This window comes from Streptomyces anulatus, from assembly GCF_000721175.1.
GTDB lineage: Bacteria > Actinomycetota > Actinomycetes > Streptomycetales > Streptomycetaceae > Streptomyces > Streptomyces anulatus_C.
In genome coordinates this window covers 51,403-67,081 of record NZ_JOEZ01000014.1, presented here as the reverse complement: position 1 = coordinate 67,081, position 15,679 = coordinate 51,403, and the positions used below count along the sequence as shown (strand labels likewise).

18 protein-coding genes are annotated in these 15,679 nt (G+C 69.5%); 7 read left to right on the top strand and 11 right to left on the bottom strand.

All coding sequences use genetic code 11. The features are described from left to right. Positions 1–35 precede the first annotated feature (35 nt). Positions 36–821, top strand: coding sequence for an SAM-dependent methyltransferase (locus IG90_RS0116900; protein WP_030584505.1), 786 nt, complete (start codon positions 36–38; stop codon positions 819–821). A gap of 207 nt (positions 822–1,028) precedes the next feature. Here the strand turns inward: IG90_RS0116900 and IG90_RS0116895 are convergent, their stop codons facing one another. The 3 genes from IG90_RS0116895 to IG90_RS0116885 form a co-directional block, all read right to left on the bottom strand. Then, positions 1,029–1,682 (bottom strand): hypothetical protein, encoded by a 654-nt coding sequence (locus IG90_RS0116895; RefSeq protein ID WP_030584503.1) that lies wholly within the window; start codon positions 1,680–1,682, stop codon positions 1,029–1,031. A 126-nt stretch (positions 1,683–1,808) separates the two neighbouring features. Then, on the bottom strand, positions 1,809–2,264 hold the full coding sequence (locus tag IG90_RS0116890) for a VOC family protein (protein WP_030584500.1): 456 nt from the start codon (positions 2,262–2,264) through the stop codon (positions 1,809–1,811). A 95-nt stretch (positions 2,265–2,359) separates the two neighbouring features. Further along, entirely contained in the window at positions 2,360–2,785 is a 426-nt protein-coding gene (locus IG90_RS0116885) for a hypothetical protein (protein WP_030584497.1), read from the bottom strand. Positions 2,786–2,867: 82 nt separating this feature from the next. Here IG90_RS0116885 and IG90_RS0116880 point away from each other — a divergent pair, with 82 nt between their 5' ends. After that, positions 2,868–3,683, top strand: coding sequence for a helix-turn-helix domain-containing protein (locus IG90_RS0116880; protein ID WP_078585280.1), 816 nt, complete (start codon positions 2,868–2,870; stop codon positions 3,681–3,683). Continuing rightward, positions 3,680–3,919 carry a DUF397 domain-containing protein gene (locus tag IG90_RS0116875; protein ID WP_030584491.1) on the top strand — a complete coding sequence of 80 codons (240 nt, stop codon included), beginning with the start codon at positions 3,680–3,682 and terminating at the stop codon, positions 3,917–3,919. The genes IG90_RS0116880 and IG90_RS0116875 overlap by 4 nt, the downstream gene beginning before the upstream one ends. A gap of 62 nt (positions 3,920–3,981) precedes the next feature. Here IG90_RS0116875 and IG90_RS39490 read toward each other — a convergent pair whose 3' ends face one another. Both IG90_RS39490 and IG90_RS0116865 read right to left on the bottom strand, forming a co-directional pair. Then, positions 3,982–4,572, bottom strand: a complete 591-nt coding sequence (locus tag IG90_RS39490) for a hypothetical protein (protein ID WP_030584487.1) — start codon at positions 4,570–4,572, stop codon at positions 3,982–3,984. Further along, positions 4,569–4,733 (bottom strand): hypothetical protein, encoded by a 165-nt coding sequence (locus tag IG90_RS0116865; protein WP_157846316.1) that lies wholly within the window; start codon positions 4,731–4,733, stop codon positions 4,569–4,571. Before IG90_RS0116865 ends, IG90_RS39490 begins: the two co-directional genes overlap by 4 nt. Between IG90_RS0116865 and IG90_RS46905 the strand changes: the two genes are divergently transcribed. Further along, complete coding sequence (locus IG90_RS46905) at positions 4,702–4,881, top strand: DUF6336 family protein (RefSeq protein WP_324604283.1); 180 nt, start codon at positions 4,702–4,704, stop codon at positions 4,879–4,881. The two genes, IG90_RS0116865 and IG90_RS46905, sit on opposite strands and share 32 nt — an antisense overlap. Before the next feature lie 195 nt (positions 4,882–5,076). Here the strand turns inward: IG90_RS46905 and IG90_RS0116860 are convergent, their stop codons facing one another. The 6 genes from IG90_RS0116860 to IG90_RS0116835 form a co-directional block, all read right to left on the bottom strand. Further along, on the bottom strand, positions 5,077–5,667 hold the full coding sequence (locus tag IG90_RS0116860) for a hypothetical protein (RefSeq protein ID WP_030584481.1): 591 nt from the start codon (positions 5,665–5,667) through the stop codon (positions 5,077–5,079). Further along, positions 5,664–7,472, bottom strand: a complete 1,809-nt coding sequence (locus tag IG90_RS0116855) for an alpha/beta hydrolase (protein WP_030584478.1) — start codon at positions 7,470–7,472, stop codon at positions 5,664–5,666. The genes IG90_RS0116860 and IG90_RS0116855 overlap by 4 nt, the downstream gene beginning before the upstream one ends. Continuing rightward, positions 7,469–7,900, bottom strand: coding sequence for a hypothetical protein (locus IG90_RS0116850; protein ID WP_030584476.1), 432 nt, complete (start codon positions 7,898–7,900; stop codon positions 7,469–7,471). Before IG90_RS0116850 ends, IG90_RS0116855 begins: the two co-directional genes overlap by 4 nt. A gap of 326 nt (positions 7,901–8,226) precedes the next feature. Then, complete coding sequence (locus IG90_RS0116845; protein WP_051860103.1) at positions 8,227–10,680, bottom strand: hypothetical protein; 2,454 nt, start codon at positions 10,678–10,680, stop codon at positions 8,227–8,229. 163 nt (positions 10,681–10,843) lie between these two features. After that, positions 10,844–11,560 (bottom strand): DUF6333 family protein, encoded by a 717-nt coding sequence (locus IG90_RS0116840; RefSeq protein ID WP_233435995.1) that lies wholly within the window; start codon positions 11,558–11,560, stop codon positions 10,844–10,846. A gap of 164 nt (positions 11,561–11,724) precedes the next feature. Continuing rightward, positions 11,725–12,120, bottom strand: coding sequence for a hypothetical protein (locus IG90_RS0116835; RefSeq protein ID WP_030584467.1), 396 nt, complete (start codon positions 12,118–12,120; stop codon positions 11,725–11,727). A gap of 286 nt (positions 12,121–12,406) precedes the next feature. Here IG90_RS0116835 and IG90_RS0116830 point away from each other — a divergent pair, with 286 nt between their 5' ends. The 3 genes from IG90_RS0116830 to IG90_RS0116820 all read left to right on the top strand — a co-directional run bounded on the left by IG90_RS0116830 (position 12,407) and on the right by IG90_RS0116820 (position 15,655). Further along, positions 12,407–13,276, top strand: a complete 870-nt coding sequence (locus tag IG90_RS0116830) for a helix-turn-helix domain-containing protein (protein ID WP_030584464.1) — start codon at positions 12,407–12,409, stop codon at positions 13,274–13,276. Then, positions 13,251–14,057 carry an SAM-dependent methyltransferase gene (locus tag IG90_RS0116825; RefSeq protein ID WP_030584461.1) on the top strand — a complete coding sequence of 269 codons (807 nt, stop codon included), beginning with the start codon at positions 13,251–13,253 and terminating at the stop codon, positions 14,055–14,057. The genes IG90_RS0116830 and IG90_RS0116825 overlap by 26 nt, the downstream gene beginning before the upstream one ends. A gap of 131 nt (positions 14,058–14,188) precedes the next feature. Then, entirely contained in the window at positions 14,189–15,655 is a 1,467-nt protein-coding gene (locus tag IG90_RS0116820; protein ID WP_030584458.1) for a helix-turn-helix domain-containing protein, read from the top strand. Positions 15,656–15,679 lie beyond the last annotated feature (24 nt).

The following is a 15,679-nucleotide window of genomic DNA, read 5'->3' as shown; positions in this document are numbered from 1 at the left end:
TGACTGGTCCACACCACGTGTATCTGGAGTTCGGTATGACGGCACAGGCTCCGCACCCCCCGATCGACACCAGCAAGCCCCACTCGGCCCGGGTCTACGACGCGCTGCTCGGCGGCAAGGACAACTACCCGGTGGACCAGGAGATGGCCGAACTCCTGCCCGCCGATGCGAAGATCGGCGCACGCCAGCAGCGGGCGTTCATGAACCGCGCGACGGCCTGGCTGGCGGGCGAGGGCGTGACGCAGTTCCTGGACATCGGAACGGGCATCCCCACCGAGCCGAACCTGCACCAGGTGGCCCAGGAGATCCGCCCCTCCGCCCGGGTCGTCTACTGCGACAACGACCCCATCGTCCTGCGCCACGCGGAGGCGCTGCTGATCAGCCGGCCGGAGGGCGTGACGGACTACGTGCACGCCGACGTCCGCGAGCCCGCGATCATCCTCGACGCGGCCCGCGAGACCCTCGACTTCGACCGCCCGATCGCCCTGTCGCTCCTCGGCCTCCTCCACTTCCTCCCCGACTCCGAGGACCCGATCGGCATCATCCGTACGTTCACGGACGCCATGGCCCCCGGCAGTTACGTCGTGCTGTCCCACGGCGCGGCCGACGTGAACGAGGAGGTCGGGCAGCGGAGCGAGGACGAGTACAGGAAGGGCGGCATCCAACTGGCCCTGCGCAGCCGCGAGGAGTTCGCGCGGTTCTTCGAGGGTCTGGAGATCGCCGCCCCCGGCCTGGTGATGGCCCCGGAGTGGTTCAACGGCACCCCCGCGCCCACGCAGGAGCACAGCGGCATCTACGTGGCCGTGGCCCGGGTCCCGTAACCGGAAGCGACCTCGTTCGCGTGGGCCTCGGCGGCAAAGCTCACCCGCCAGGGTGGCCGCGGAGGCACGGGGTCGGCCTCGGCGCGGGCCAACAGGTCCGCTGCTTCAGCGCGTTGCCGCTCACGGTGACACGGCCCGCACGTGGTGTACCACGACTCGCGGGGCCCACAGCCAGCCGCGAGGACCGAACCTCACAGGGCAATACAGCTAGTGCGGTGTGCTGTTCGAGCGCCACATGGTGAGACGAGGGTGTCCCGGCAGTTCGGCTCGGCCGGTGGCCCACAAGAGGGTGAGCCAGGGATCCGCGCCGCCCGGAGCCTCGGGAAACAGACGGGCGAGCACCCGCGAGCAGAGGTCGGAGGGCGGGGTCCAGGCGAGCCCGAAGCCTTCCGCCACATCGTGCATGTGTACCAGCGTCTCCTGCAACGCCAACGCCGCGAAGCCTTCGGGGTCCGACACCCCGGCGGTGTGGTGGGCGCGGACCCCGGACGGCGTCGTACGCACCATGGCGACCAGCAGCGCGCCGCACGTCTCCAGCACCTGCAGCAGGCCGGCCGGACCCGCATCACGGTCCGCGAAGAGGAAGTACGCGGGTCCGTCCGGCCTCTTGTGTCGCAACGCGAAAGGCACATGGGTGTCCAGCGGCGGGCTCTGCGGACCCAGCTGCCCGGCGTAGTAGAACAGGTCGTTGGCGATGTGCTCGACGGTCTCCCAGCAGTCCCACTCCAGCGAACCGGCCTTACCGTCCCACCCCTCCGCGGGCGCGTCCCGAAGGACGCCCACGGCGAGCCGCACGGCCAGGCCGACGTCGTCCGCGGTGACGGGAGACAGGACTGATCCGGTTTCGACTGATCGAGACATGTCAGCACCGTACCGCGAAGGAAGAGGGCCGCCCTTCCAGCCGGATGCCGGATGAGTGGGCTACGAAGCGACGGTACTGGTCGAAGCCGTGAACGAGTGCCACGACCAGGACCGTCGCAACGGCCCTCAGATGACGTCGAATTCGTTGCCCTCGGGATCCTGCATGGCGGCGGCGTAGAGCTCCATGTCCGGCTCATCCTTGATCCGCAGCACGGTGGCACCAGCAGCGACCAGCCGTTCCACCGTAGCCGTGACCCGCTGTGTGCGGACGTCCAGTGGGACGCCACGGCCCCCACCGACCTTCAGGTCGAAATGCCACCGGTTCTTGGCGGCCTTCGGCTCCGGAACCTCCTGGAACCACACCCTCGGCCCTCGTCCCGCAGGATCGATGATCGACTCCGCGACATCCCCCGCCCCGGCCGGCAACTCTTCCTCGGGCACCCCCATCGACGCCCAGTGAGCACGCCACGTGGCGTGCCCGCCCGGCGGGGGCTCGGGCACGTACCCCAGGGCCTCGGCCCAGAAGGCCACCATCTTCTGCGGATCGGAGCAGTCAATCGTCAGTTGCAGTGTCATCTCCACACCCGGAGCCTCCCAGACAGGTCTGACAGTCGCCCCGCTCACAACAGGTATGCCGGGCTGGGGGTTCGGGTTTCGGTACACCGAGCGGTGACCGCTCACTCCCTCACGGCGCACCCCGCCCGCAGCCAGGCCATCTCGTGCAGCAACCGGCCGTCCACGAACGGATCCTGGGGCGTGGGCCGCGACCGCCAGTCCAGCGGCCAGGTCCCCCCGTTCAATGCCGGTACCCCGACGAACGCGTCCCCCCGCGCGGTCCGGCTCATCGCCTCCACCCCGGGAGGCCACCGGTGCCCGGCGGCGGTCCCGGGCGCGAGCAGGAAGTACATGCTGCGCTCGCCGATGCCGGAGCGGACGATGGGCCCGGCCCGGAAGTCGGTGAACTGCATGACCTCGTAGGCGATTTCCTCACCGAGCAGCCCGATGGCGCGGACGGCGTCGAAGTGAATGCCGACGTGACGGAGGGCGTGGCCGGCGGCGGGGATCCAGGACGGCACCGGATCCGGTGAATTTCGAAGTTCCATGCGCTCAGCGTTGCGGCAGACACGTACCGTGACCAGGGTCACAGGCAAGCTGTGGACAGCGGTGTACATACGAGGTGAGCCCGTGCACTCCAGTGATCAGCCCGAAAGCACCGCCGAGATGTTCGGGCTGCTGCTCAGGCACTTCCGTGAGCGAACCGGACTGTCCCAGGAGCAGTTGGGCAAGCGGATCGGTTACTCCAAGTCCCAGGTGGCGATGGTGGAACGGGGTGCTCGGCCACCGAAGGGCGTGTTCGTACAGCGGGCGGACGAGGTGCTGGGTGCACAGGGTGCACTGATCGTCGCCGCGCCGAAACCGAGGAAGGGCAGCCCGCTGCCGGACTGGTTCACGCCCTTCGCGGAGGAGGAAACAGGGGCCTTCGCCCGTCACGAATACGAAACCCACGTGACGCCGGGGCTGCTCCAGACCGAGGCCTATGCGCGGGCAGTGTTCGCCAGCGCCCACCCGACCTACGACGACGATGAGATCGAGGAAAAGGTAGCCGCGCGGCTGGCTCGCCAGACGCTGCTGGGCCGCAAGCCACTCCCCGATATCAGCTTCGTACTGGAGTTGAGCGCACTCACACGTCCGATCGGTAGCCGACGCATCCTCAAGGCTCAGCTGCACCACCTGGCCGAAGTAGCCAGGCTGCGACACGTAAGAATTCAGCTGATGTCGCCTGACCGGGAGGACCACGCAGGCCTCAACGGTCCCTTCGTCTTGCTGGAGACCGCCGAGCGACGGCAGTTGGCATACATCGAAGGTCAAGGCGGAAGCTTCTTCATCACCGAACAGCCGGACCTTGGCAACCTGTTCGGGAGGTACGGCGTTCTGCGGGCCCAGGCATACACTCCGGAGAGGACCCTGGAAACGATCGAGAAGATGGCAGAGGAACTATGAGCACCGATCTCCACTGGTTCAAGTCCAGCTACAGCGGCAGCCAGGGCGGCGACTGCGTAGAGGTCGCACTCACCTGGTCCAAGTCCACCTACAGCGGCGACCAGGGCGGCAACTGCGTAGAGGTCGCCACCTGCCCCCACACCGTCCACATCCGCGACTCCAAGGACCTCAGCGTCCCGCCACTCGCCGTCTCCCCCACCACCTGGACATCCTTCGTAGACTTCGCCGCAGCCTGAGCAACGCCGGGGCGCCCGACGGTCGATCCCGTGCAGCCGGGGGCCCATCAGCCCACTCTCGGTCAGGGTGAGGGTGAGGGGCCCTGTACCGCAGTCTCGGCAGACCAGAAGTCGGAGCGGACGTTAGGTGTAGGGATCTCGCCCTCGTACGTGCGGCCGTTGGCCACCTTCGTGGGCGGGGCCACCTTCGACTCGTCCACACAGGGGCTCGTGACTTCGAAGAACGCCTGCCCCTTGTAGCCGAACTTGACTCTGATGCCGAAGCCGTCCGGGGACGTAGCGATGATCGTAGGCATCTCTTTGCTCGGATTCACCATCTTGATCCGGTAGTCGCTCGCTTTCCAGAAACGCTCGACCACGCCGAGGAAGTTGCCGCGGCGCTGTTCGGAGATGACCGTCATAACGGTCCAGTAGCGCGATACGTCGCAGCTGCCGGTCGTCGTCGCGCGGTGGACCCACTCGACCTCCGGCTTGATTACCCCGACCGTCGCGTAAAGCATCGCGTCGGCGCGCTCTGCCGCTCCCTGCATGTCCATGCCCGCCACTGTCTCTCTTCCGTTCCCGGCACCGCCCAACAGCCCGCACCCGGCGACCATCACGCCGGCCACAACCACCGCACAGGTCAGGCGAATGGTCCGCGTGATGCGCCTCATCGATGCTTCTCCCTCACGATGTTCTCAGGACGTCCGCCGACGATGTTGGCGATGTTTTCCGCCGACTCCTGATCCTTCTCCGGATCGAAGTACTGGGAGTGGGCCTCGAACCGACCGGCCTCAAGCACCATCCTGGGCCCGTCGTCGACCGACTTCCTCACGACAAGCGCTCCGCATGACGCGGTCGCCATCGCCGGACCGGCCCTGGTCCGCGCCGGCGCCTTCCTGCTGGTGCCTGTCCCGTTCGCCTTCGGCCTGGGCGAACTCGTCGCATCGGCGGAGTACGGCTCCTGGCTGTGGGGCGCCTGAGGCACCCGGCAGCCGCACGTTCCGCCAGTCGGGGGCGGACCGTCCCCGTCCGCGATTCCAAGGACCTCACCGCCCCGTACTCGCCGACTTCCCCGAGACCTGGACGTCCTTCCTGGAGCTGGCCACCCCCTGAGCACGACCAGAGCTCCCGACTGTCGATCCTGTGCAGCCGTGGGCCCATCGGCCCACTCTCGGTCAGGGTGAGGGTGCGGGGCCCTGTACCGGAGTCTCGGCAGACCAGAAGTCGGAGCGGACGTTGGGGGCGGGGGGCCTACCTTCGTACGTGCGGCCGGTGGCCACCTTCGTGGGCGGGGCCACCTTCGACTCGCCCACACAAGGGCTGGTGACCTCGAAGGACGCCTGCCCCTTGTAGCCGAAGCTGACCATGATGCCGAAGCCGTCCGGGGACGTAGCGATGATTTCAGGCATGTCCTTGCTCGGATTCACCATCTTGATCCGATAGCCGCTCGCCTTCCAGAAACGCTCGACCACACCGAGGAAGTTGCCGCGGCGCTGTTCGGAGATGACCGTCATCACGGTCCAGTAGCGCGTCACATCGCAGCTGCCGGTCGTCGTCGTGTAGTGGACCCATTCGATCTCCGGCTTGATCTCTCCGACGGTCGCGTAGAGCATCGCGTCGGCGCGCTCCGCCGCCCCCTGCATGTCCATGCCCGCCACTGCTCCTCGTCCGTCCTTGGTGTCGCCCGACAGCCCGCACCCGGCGAACAGCGCGCCGGCCACGGTCACCGCACAGGTCAGGCGAATGGTCCGCGTGATACGCCTCATCGATGCTTCTCCCTCACGATGAGCTCCGGACTTCCCCCGACGATCTTGGCGATGTTGCGCGCGGATTCCTGATCCTTCGTGGGAGTGAAGTACTGGGAGTGGGCGTCGAACAACCCGATATCGCGGACCATCCTGGGCCCGTCGTCGACTTGGAAGCGCTGTGCCCCGAATGCCTCACTCGCCGGGTCCTTGCCGAAGTACACATCGTCGTTGCCGATGTCGAAGAGGTCACGTCCCACCCTGATCCCCTCCGGGCCTCCCATCACCCAGCCGAGCGCCGACTCGTCCTTCGAGGGCAGGTGGGTGACCGGGTCGTTGTCGGCGGCACCGACGAACACATGCTCCTTGCCCACGCCGAGTTCCGTCGCCTTCTGCGCGTCCACGCCGGGGCTGCCGAGCAGGATCACGTCATCGACGCCCGGAATCCCACCGGACACCTTGGCAGCCGTGCCCACGGTGAGTGAGCCGTAGGAATGCCCGATCGCCGTCACGTGCGGGTCCTCGTCCGCGTTCGTGGCCGAAAGGCCTGCCATGAACTCGTTGTACGCCGGGGCGCCCCGTTGCGCATCGCCCTTCGACATCACGTCCGCGCTCTGCGGGGCGTCGTAGCCCAGCCAGATGATCGAGGCACTGGACGGATCCACACCCTGGGCACCGATGGCCGTGTCCTGGGCCCGCCCCATCGTTTCCTTGACGAACTCGTCGTCGAGCTTGGTGCCGAATCCGGGGACGTACGCCGCAACGTGCTTGGAGGCGTCGGGGTTGCCGTACGAGACGATCGCGCGTCCGTTGCCCTCGTCCCCGATGCCCAGAAGGAACATGGGCGGGTGAGTCGACTCGTTCAGCTTCCCCTGGATCATGCGGAGGGCGTCGAGCTTGGTCTTCGCCTCGTCGCCGCCCTGCCGCGCCACCTCGTCGATGAGGACCGGCAGGTAGTTCCGGTTCGCCTCGTCGCGGACTACTGCCGGAATGCCGTCAAGGACTCCGATCAGGTCCGGTGCGACCTTCAGGTACTCCTGCCGCTGTTCGTCGGTCAGGCCGTCCCACCACTTCTTGCGCTCGGCGGGATCCTTGTCCTGCGGGATGCCATCAGCGAGGTGCATGCCCGCGGTGGAGCGGACGTCGGCGGTGTCCCGGGCGACGTCCTTCAGCGTGGCCGCGGTGACATCGAGGCCTTTCTCCGCCCTCAGACCGTTGAGGGTCTTCGCATACCGGGCGTCGATCTCCCGCGCGGACCGTACGGCCCGGGCAATACGGTCGGCCACGTCCTGCGCCTTCTCCACGTTCGGGTTCATCGGCTTGAAGCGCGAGTAGCCGGGGTGGAGCGGCTGCTGCCCTGGTGAGCCGAGGCCCGGCGGATCCAGCGGGAGGTGGGAACCGCCCTGGGCCTTGCCGCCTAACGCATCCCGCTTCGCCCCGGTGGCATCCTCGACCTCGGCGGCCGGGTAGCTGACGGAACCGTCCTCGTGGACGGTGAAGTTCAGGGAGGCGGCGTCCTCGAGTGCCTGCTTCAACTGGCGCTGCGGATCGGCGAGATCACCGGCAAGCCCGTTGAGCGCCGTACGGACGAGCCCGCACTCGGTGTGAACGTACTGGAAGTTGCGGCTGAGGCGCCGAAGCCTACCGAGGGCCGCTTCCGCTGTATCGCTCTCCTCGGTCTCCCGGAGCTTCGCGGACATCGCGCGGTCCACTCGTGCCCGGTCGGAGGCCGAACGGCCGGAGACCTCGTGCCACTTGTCGCCGGCCTGCGTGAACTCGGAGGTCTTGAGGTCGCGCAGCTGCTGCCAAGTGAGAGTTCCGGTCATCGCTTCTCATCCTCCTTGCCAGGGACACGGACCCCCTTGAAGGACGTCTTGATCGCGGTCTCCGTCTCCCCCATCTCGCCGGCGACTGTCCGCAGGGTGCCCTTGAGCTGCTCGCACTCGTCCCGCACCGCCTGAAGGCGTTCCTCCCAGGACTTCAGCACGCCCTTGAGGGCGGTGACGGAGCTGAGGCCGGCGGCTCCCGCCTCGATGCCCTCGTGGCCGCGTCCGAGCACCGAGCGGCTCGTCTCCGTCCTGGTCCGCAGATCGCCGGCGGTGCCGGAAGCGCTGGTCCAAGGACCCTTGCTGTGCTTGAGGTTCCCTGTTCCGCCAGGACCGGCCCCGGGGTCGCTGGACGCCGAGGCGAGCCTCATCACGGGCTCATCACCGGTCGGTCCGAACAGCTCCTGCCAGCGCTCCGAATAGGACACGGCACTTCCCCCGTCTGCCTGCATTCCGTTTCTGCGCCTCGTGAGACTAACGCAGGTCATGCATACGTACGCGATCGGGAACAGGTTCCAGCCAAGGAAATGGCTGGACAACCATGCTGGTCTGGCATTTGTGTTTGCATGCGCAGGGCCCGCATGAGCAGATGCGCGGACGGGCTCCTCGAACCGCGTCTGCGACTGGGTGGCGTCATGAAGCACATCCTCCGGGACTGCCGACAGCGACACCGGTACGGCAGCGCGAAGGGCTCCACCCGAGGCGCGGGTGGAGCCCTTCCCTGTGCGTGCGTTCCGCCTGCCCGTCCGTCCGGCTACTCCTGGACGGTCCTACGGCGTCGGCGCATCCACCACATCAGCGTTCCGCCGGCCACCGCGAGTGCGGCGGCGATGCCCGCGATGAGGCCGACGGGGGCGCTGCTGCCGGTGTCTGCGAGGTCGCCGCCGGGGTCCGGCTTGTTGCCGGGCGGGGTCGGGGTGCCGTTGTCACCGGGGGTGGTGGGGTCCGGGGCCGGGGAGGACGGCGGGTCGGTCGGCTTGCCGGTGTCCGACGGGGTCGGCCTGGGGGTCGGGGTGGGGTCGCCGCCCGGGTCCTCGCCGCTCCCCTCGTCCGCGGGGCCCGCTCCGAGGTACACCGTGTCGAGGTCACGGTAGGAAGCGTCGTCGGACTTGCGGGAGTTGGCGACGGTGTTGTCGAGGTCCCGGTTCTGCGCGTGGAACTGGGCCTCGGGGATGTTCCGCTTCGGCTGCTTGGAGAAGTCGACGCCGCCGACTCCCTGGTTGTAGACCTTGCCGCCGTACTTCAGCTCGAACCACTCGATCCCCTTCTTGATCGAGTCCATGTAACGGTTCCAGACCTGCTCGCGGGTCCAGTCCTGGTTGGGGTCGCGCAGCGGCCACGCGGTCACGTCGTTGCTGTTGATGATGGAGCGGAAGTCCGTGGGCTTCTTGGCGTCCTGCTGGCGGATGTACTCGGCGGCGACGCGGGCGGTGTACACGGCCCGCAGGTCGGCGTAGTCGCGGTCGGTGTTGACGCGCTCCTCGACGAGCGGCATCACGTTCGTGGCGATGGACTGCTCGATCGCCTTCTTCTCCGCGTCGGAGAGGTCCGTGCACTCGGTGGAGCCGGGGACGGTGTAGTCCACGTCGAGCCACTGGGTGCTGACCTTGAGTGGCGCGTCGAGGATGTAGATCCCGCCGTCCTCCTCACGGACCTGGGCGGGCTTCGGCTCGATCCACATCCGTACGCCCGGGAAGCACGGCATGCCGTTCCGGCGCGGCGCGGTGTCCCAGTACCGCTTGGCCCCGGGGTGCTTGTCGGGGTTCACGGCCTCGCTGAAGTCGTGCTTCATCTCCAGGTCGGCCTCCAGGAGTACGCGGCCGGCGTCGGTCTTGCCGAACTTCGCGTCCATGACCTTGTCGGGCTGGTCCGGGTTCAGGTTCACCCAGAACTTCTCCGGGGTGAGCGCCAGCCAGGTGAACAGGGCGTCGGAGGAGAGCTGCATCCGGACCTCACCGCCGAAGCCGGGGGTGTTGTCCGGGTCCGGCATCTGGTCGGACTTCATCGAGTACGTCATGCCCTTGCCCTTGCCGAGCCCGCCGACGTAACGGAGTTCGAGGGTGGTGAAGTCGACGCCGCCCGGACCGCCCCTGGGAAGGGTGCCGCGCGGGTCGAGACGGTTGGCGTCCCGCTGGAAGCGCTTCGCTTCTTCCAGGGTCTTGCCGGAGGACAGGGCTCGCTCGTTGGCGGGGCCCCGGGTGCCGCACGTGTTGGCGCCGGCCGCCATCGTGCGGGGGCCGGTCTGGCAGGCGGGGGCGAACCAGCGCTGGTGGTCGGAGTAGCCGCGGATCGGGGTGGTCCTGGGCACCGGGTTGTACATCCGCTGGTTTCCCCGGACCTGGCCGGTCTTACCGCCGCGCATGTTCCGTACGTCGCGCTCCAGGTCGGCGATGTGCTTGGCCTGGCCCGCGGTGAACTTCTTCGCGCCGGTGTAGCGGAAGGTGTGGTCCGGCATCGACCTGGCGACGACGCGGTCGTTCGCGAGCTGCTTCGCCGTCAGCTTCGAGTTCGACTTGAACTCGTTGAACTCCTTCTTCGCCTTGTTGTAGGCGTCGTACCGGCGTTCGCCGACCTTCTCACCGTTCTGGTCGAACAGTTCGACGGTGACCTCGCACAGCCAGTCCGGGCCGACCAGCTTGTAGTCGCGGACCAGTTGCCGCTCGAAGCCGGATCCCTTGTGGTTGTTGACCTGGTTGCGGATGTACCGCTTGTCGAACCAGTGCTTGAAGCTCAGGCCCTCTTTGTTCGCGAGATACCGGGCGTAGATCTCCATCGCACGGTCGGCGGGCTTCCCCGAGGCGTCGGCGATCTTCTTCCAGGCGGCGACGTTCTTCTCCGGGTTCCCGGGGACCTGGGACTGGGCCTTCTTCTTCTCGGCGGCCGTCGGGGCGTTCAGCCCGTCGTACGCCTGGCCGGGAAGGTCGAACTCGAAGTTCTTCGGGAGGGCGCGGTCCTTGTAGATCGGGCCGGTGAGGTTGTCGGGGAACCCGGAGTCCGCCGGAGTCTTCGCGGCGGGAGGCATTCCGTTCCTGGTGTCGCAGCGCTTCCCCGAGCCGGGCTTCAGCTTCGCCGTGACGGGCGGGCCGGCCGCCTGGGCGGTCTCGATGGCGGGCAGACCGGTCACGGTGACAGCGGCGGCGAGGCCGAAAGCAGCGGTGAAGCGGGCGGCGAACCGCCACCTGGACGGTATTCGGAGCGTGTGGTTCAAGGCTTCGTCTTCCCTCTCGTGGGGCCTTGAGGGGTTGAGGCGGCACGCCAGACCCCCGTGACATGTACGCGCCGCCCGACCACCATAGGGCCCCCGACACCCGCGAGAGGAGGAGTTTCAGGGCGTGTTGGAAGGCGTCAACCTCACTACGGCGCACGCCGGTTCACACAAAGTACAAGCCCTCCATATTCCGCACCGCATCCTCGGAATGCCTCACCCGAAATGCCGTCGCTTCCATCTCCTCCCACCCCCACGGGTCCGACGGCCCCAACGCCAATCCCGCGAGCCGCGCCCATTCGATCTCGTTCGCGGGCTCGCGCAGGTCGACGCCGACGTTGTCGAGCTGCCACCCCTTCAACTCCAGTGAGACGATCACCGCGTGCGGGTCGCCGCTGACGACGAACGGCTCGTCATCGGGCCAGCCGGAGGCGTGGAACATCGCGCCGTCCGGCAGCCACACGACGTCCTCCGTGTGCTCCATGCCGCCCCGGTAGGCGACCCGGCCCACGATCCGCGCATCGGGGAACCGCTCGCGCAGCTCCGTGGCCGCCGACCTCAACGGCTCGTCGTTGCCGTCCGTCGCGAACGCGGGACTGACGAGGCTCAGCATGCCGCCCCACGCGGCGGCGTGGACGACGTCCAGATCGGCGCGCACCGACGACGGCAACGGCGTCAGAACCGAGCGCGGCCCGAGGTCCTCCAGAACCTCCTCGATCCCCTCGGACGACCCGGCGAAAGCACGGGCCCGCGCCGGGTCCTGGGGCGGCAGACTGCGCGCGTCGACGGTGAACGGGGGCTGGAACACGGTCAGATGACACAGACCCATCGAGCCGCGCACGGTCCGGTCCGGTGCCGAGGTCCAGTATTCGGTGTTGGTCATGCGGGCCACCGTAGTGGCCCTCCACGAGACGCTGTGCTGCAGGGAAGGCACTCATCGGTGCCCGGACGAGCGGGTAGCCCGGCAGCTTTGCCCCTGCCAACTCAGAGATCGGTTACGGGACAGCTCCTGGGAGATGCTCGGCCTCGCATGGGGCGGCCGGGACATCAGTCCTCCTGGTCCGGGGTGGTGGAGCGCACCAGGGATACGGGCTCCGTCTGCTGGTCGGAGGCGGAGACGCGGGTGGTGTGACGGGTGAGGCGCAGCCCCATGGCGGTGAGGACGTCCGTGTCGTAGAGCGCGCACAGGAGCGCGGCAGCCGCCGGGAGCGGCAGCGGGCCCGCCGGGCTGAGCCCGAGCAGAGCGGCCGCGTCGGGGTCGTCGAGAACCGCCTGTCCGGCGTGGGCGAGCACCTGACGGGGGTCGTCGACGACGAGTTCGTCGATCTGGATCCGCTGGGCGCGGACACGCAGGTCGAGAGGGCGGGCCGGGGCCGGGGCGGTCCTCGGGGCGGTGACGACGGACCGGAGGTTCGGGCGGGTCAGGTGGGTCACGTGGTTCATGGGGTGGGCTCCAGAGAACGGGCCGCCGGAACGACGGTGCGTGGAACGGCAGTGCACGGAACGGCTGGGGCGGGGGGGCGGGGAAGGCGGCAGGGAGGGGAAGGGGCAAGATCGGTCCGGTCTGACCGAGTTGGCGTGCGATGGGGTCGGACATGCTTACCTTGGGAGCGCCGTGCGACCGTCGCAAGGTGCGCTGTGTGCACTGTGCGCAGACTGCGCGGAATGTCGGATAGATCGAGCCGGAACAGGGGCCGGGCACAGGGCCGGAAACGGGGGAGGGGGAGTCGTGGCGCGCGAGAGGTCGGGGCGGACGGCACAGCACCTGGTCCTGGTGGCCCGCCTGCGTAACCTGCGCGAGGGCGCCGGCCTGTCCGTCCCGCAGGCCGCCACCCGGCTCGGATGGCATCCCACGACGCTGCGGCGGCTGGAGCAGGCGCAGACCTCCCTCGACGTGGGGCAGGTGTCCGCCCTCCTCGACGTCTACGGGGCGGGCGCGACGGAGGCCGACGACATCATGGGCCGGCTGAACGCCGCGAACATGCCCGGCTGGTGGCATCCGTGGCGGGACGCGATGGCCCCCTGGCTGATGGACCTGATGAGCGTGGAGTCCGCGGCGAGCGTCGTACGCACCTGGCACCCGGCGCTGGTGCCGCTGCTGCTGCGTACCCCGGCGTACGCCATGGCCGTGGACGAGATCATGTGCCCCGACCGGGACGCGGCCTCGCGGCAGCGCCGGGCGGACCTCCTGGTCGAGCGTCAGAAGCGGCTCCAGGAGCAGCAGACCCGGCTCTGGGCGGTGCTGCCCGTCACCGCGCTGCGCTGCCGGGTGGGCGGCGACGAGGTGATGCGCGAGCAGGTCATGACGCTCCAACAGGTCGCGGAGCGAGGCGATGTGACGGTGCAGCTGCACCCGGAGTACGCGCCGCCCCACCCGCTGACCGGTGTCCCGGCGCTGACCCTGTACCGGGTGGAGATCCGGGAGATCGCGGACCATGTGGTGCGGGAGGGCGGGCTGCCCGGAACCGCGGAGGTGTGGGACAGCCCCCACCCCGTACAGACGTATCAGGGAATGCTGGACGTGTCGTGCGTGATGGCGATGCGGCCGGCCCGAACCGGAGAGGTGTTACAGGATGAGTACGACCGGAAATGGGCCTGAACTGCCCGCGCAGATCGACACGAGCGTCGCGCACTCCGCACGTGTCTGGAACTACTGGCTCGGCGGCAAGGACAACTTCCCCGCGGACCGTGCGGCGGGCGACGCCTACCGGGAGAAGTACCCGCTGATCGAGACGTTCGCGAAGGAGTCCCGGGACTTCCTGCGCCGTACGGTCACCCATCTCGCCCGGGACGCCGGAATACGGCAGTTCCTTGACGTCGGCGCGGGGCTGCCGACCGCGAACAACACGCACGAGGTCGCCCAGCGGATCGCCCCGGAGTCCCGGATCGTCTACGTCGACCACGACCCCCTGGTGCTCCTGCACGTCCACGCGCTGCTGACCAGCGCCCCCGAGGGCGCGACCGCCTACGTCGAGGCGGACATGCGCGACACCGAGACCGTGCTCACCGGGGCGGCCAGGACCCTGGACCTGACGCAGCCCGTCGCCCTCGTGATCAGTGACGTCCTGGGGCACATCGTGGACTGGGACGACGCGCTGTCCCTGGTGCGGCGGCTGGTGGAGCGCCTGCCCTCGGGCAGCTACCTCTCGCTCAGCCACTCCACCGCGTCCGACGACGCCCACCGCGCCGTCCAGGACGAGTACAACGCGAGCGGCGCGATTCCGTACATCTTCCGGGAGCCGGAGACCACGATCGCGTTCTTCGACGGGCTGGAGATGGTGGAGCCGGGCATGGTGTCCTGGCCGAACTGGCGGCCCGACGCGAACACCGGCACCACCACGGCCCGGGCCGGGTGGGGTGCGGTAGCCCGCATCCCCTGAGCCGTGTCCAGCCCCGATCCGCCGGACATGCCCTGACCACGTCCGCAACCGCCGCGCCGCGCAGGGGAGTTCCCCTGCGCGGCGCGCACGGCCCGCAGAGGCTTGCGCATGAGCACCACAGGCACGACCGCATGAGCACCACAGGCACGACCGACCGCGATGCCGCCGGCCCGTGCGGCGCCCGGGACGGGCAGGACCCGGCGGGCCGGCTGCTGCGGGCGGCGACCCGCTCCGGCGCGCATCTGATCGCCGAGGCCGCGTCCCTGGTCCAGGGGTGGGCGGTGCTCGCCGACCCGATCGCCGGGGCCGTCTACAGCACCCCCGCCGCCGCGGCCGCCGACGGCGTACACGCGGCCGCCGCCCCGCAGGACCACCCGCACAGCGTCCAGCTCCCGGCGGCCGGGGCCGTCCTCGTCCTGGCCCCGGCGCCCACCGTGCCCCCGGAGCACACCGGCCACGTCGCCACGACCACCGCGGCTCTCCTGGAGGTGCGCGGGCAGCGGGCGGTGGAGCTGCGGGGCGAGCAGATGCGGCTGCACACCACCCTCGTCCGGCTGCTGCTGGCCGGCCACACCACCACCGTCACCGAGACGCTGGGCGGAAGCAGGCTCACCCATGTCACCGTCTACCGGCTCACCGGCGACGACGTCCCCGCCGCCCACGAGGTCCTCTGGCGGGCGGCACGCCCCTCCCTCGCCCCGCACACCGACGCCTGCACCCTGATGGGCCGGCTGGACGACGAGCTCGTCGTCGCCGAGCTCCACCACGGCGGTGACGACGGGCGGATCCTGCGCCTGGTCTCCCGGGTGAGCGAACGGCACCGGCTGCTCGCGGGCATGGCCGGACCGCTGCCCCTGGCCGAGATGACCACCGCCCACAGCGACGCCGCCGCCGCACGGCACAGCGCCACCCCCGCCCGCCGCATCGTGCCCGCCGACGCCGTCGGCACCTCCCGGCTCGCGCCCCTCCTGCCGGCCGTCCCGTACACCCGGTGGGCGGGATCCGTGTTGCGTCCGCTGACCCCGGCGCACCAGCACCTGCTCCTGGTGTGGCTCCGTACCGGCAGCAAACCCCGCGCCGCCACCGCGCTCGGCCTGTCCGCCGGCACGGTACGGGCCCGGATACGCGACCTCTCCCGGCTGCTCGGCGCGGACCTGGAGGACGCCACCGTGCAGGCGCATCTGCTGCTCGCCCTCCGCGCCCCGGCCCCCGCCCCCGCCCCCGACGACGGCAGCGGCAGCACCCCCGCACCGTCCGGGCCGGCCCGGCTGGAGAGCCTGCCCGACGGCCTCCTGGACACCGAGGCGGCCCGGGCCTGGGCGAGCGGCCTGGTCGGCGGACTGGAGCCGCACCTGCGGATCGCCCTGACCTGCTGGCTGCGCCACCACGCCCGAACCGCCCCCGCGGCGGCCGAACTGCACGTCCACCGCACCACCCTGGCGATCTGGCTCAGCCAGTGCGCCGACCACCTCGGGCAGAACCTCGCCGACGCCACCGTGCGCGCCGAACTCCACCTCGCGCTGAAGGCCACACGAACCGGTCCGGACGACCCGGCGGCCCTCCCCCGGCGCGGCGGCCGCACCTACCGCCGCCTGTGACCGGAGCCGGAGGCCGGCGGGTGT

Coding starts and splice junctions, on each gene's coding strand:
- IG90_RS39490 (WP_030584487.1), bottom strand. CDS start 4,572: ATGAGGCGCATCACGCGGACCATTCGCCTGACCTGTGCGGTGGTTGTG.
- IG90_RS0116835 (WP_030584467.1), bottom strand. CDS start 12,120: ATGAACCACGTGACCCACCTGACCCGCCCGAACCTCCGGTCCGTCGTC.
- IG90_RS0116895 (WP_030584503.1), bottom strand. CDS start 1,682: ATGTCTCGATCAGTCGAAACCGGATCAGTCCTGTCTCCCGTCACCGCG.
- IG90_RS0116860 (WP_030584481.1), bottom strand. CDS start 5,667: ATGAGGCGTATCACGCGGACCATTCGCCTGACCTGTGCGGTGACCGTG.
- IG90_RS0116820 (WP_030584458.1), top strand. CDS start 14,189: ATGAGCACCACAGGCACGACCGACCGCGATGCCGCCGGCCCGTGCGGC.
- IG90_RS0116825 (WP_030584461.1), top strand. CDS start 13,251: ATGAGTACGACCGGAAATGGGCCTGAACTGCCCGCGCAGATCGACACG.
- IG90_RS0116875 (WP_030584491.1), top strand. CDS start 3,680: ATGAGCACCGATCTCCACTGGTTCAAGTCCAGCTACAGCGGCAGCCAG.
- IG90_RS0116885 (WP_030584497.1), bottom strand. CDS start 2,785: ATGGAACTTCGAAATTCACCGGATCCGGTGCCGTCCTGGATCCCCGCC.
- IG90_RS0116900 (WP_030584505.1), top strand. CDS start 36: ATGACGGCACAGGCTCCGCACCCCCCGATCGACACCAGCAAGCCCCAC.
- IG90_RS0116840 (WP_233435995.1), bottom strand. CDS start 11,560: ATGACCAACACCGAATACTGGACCTCGGCACCGGACCGGACCGTGCGC.
- IG90_RS0116855 (WP_030584478.1), bottom strand. CDS start 7,472: ATGACCGGAACTCTCACTTGGCAGCAGCTGCGCGACCTCAAGACCTCC.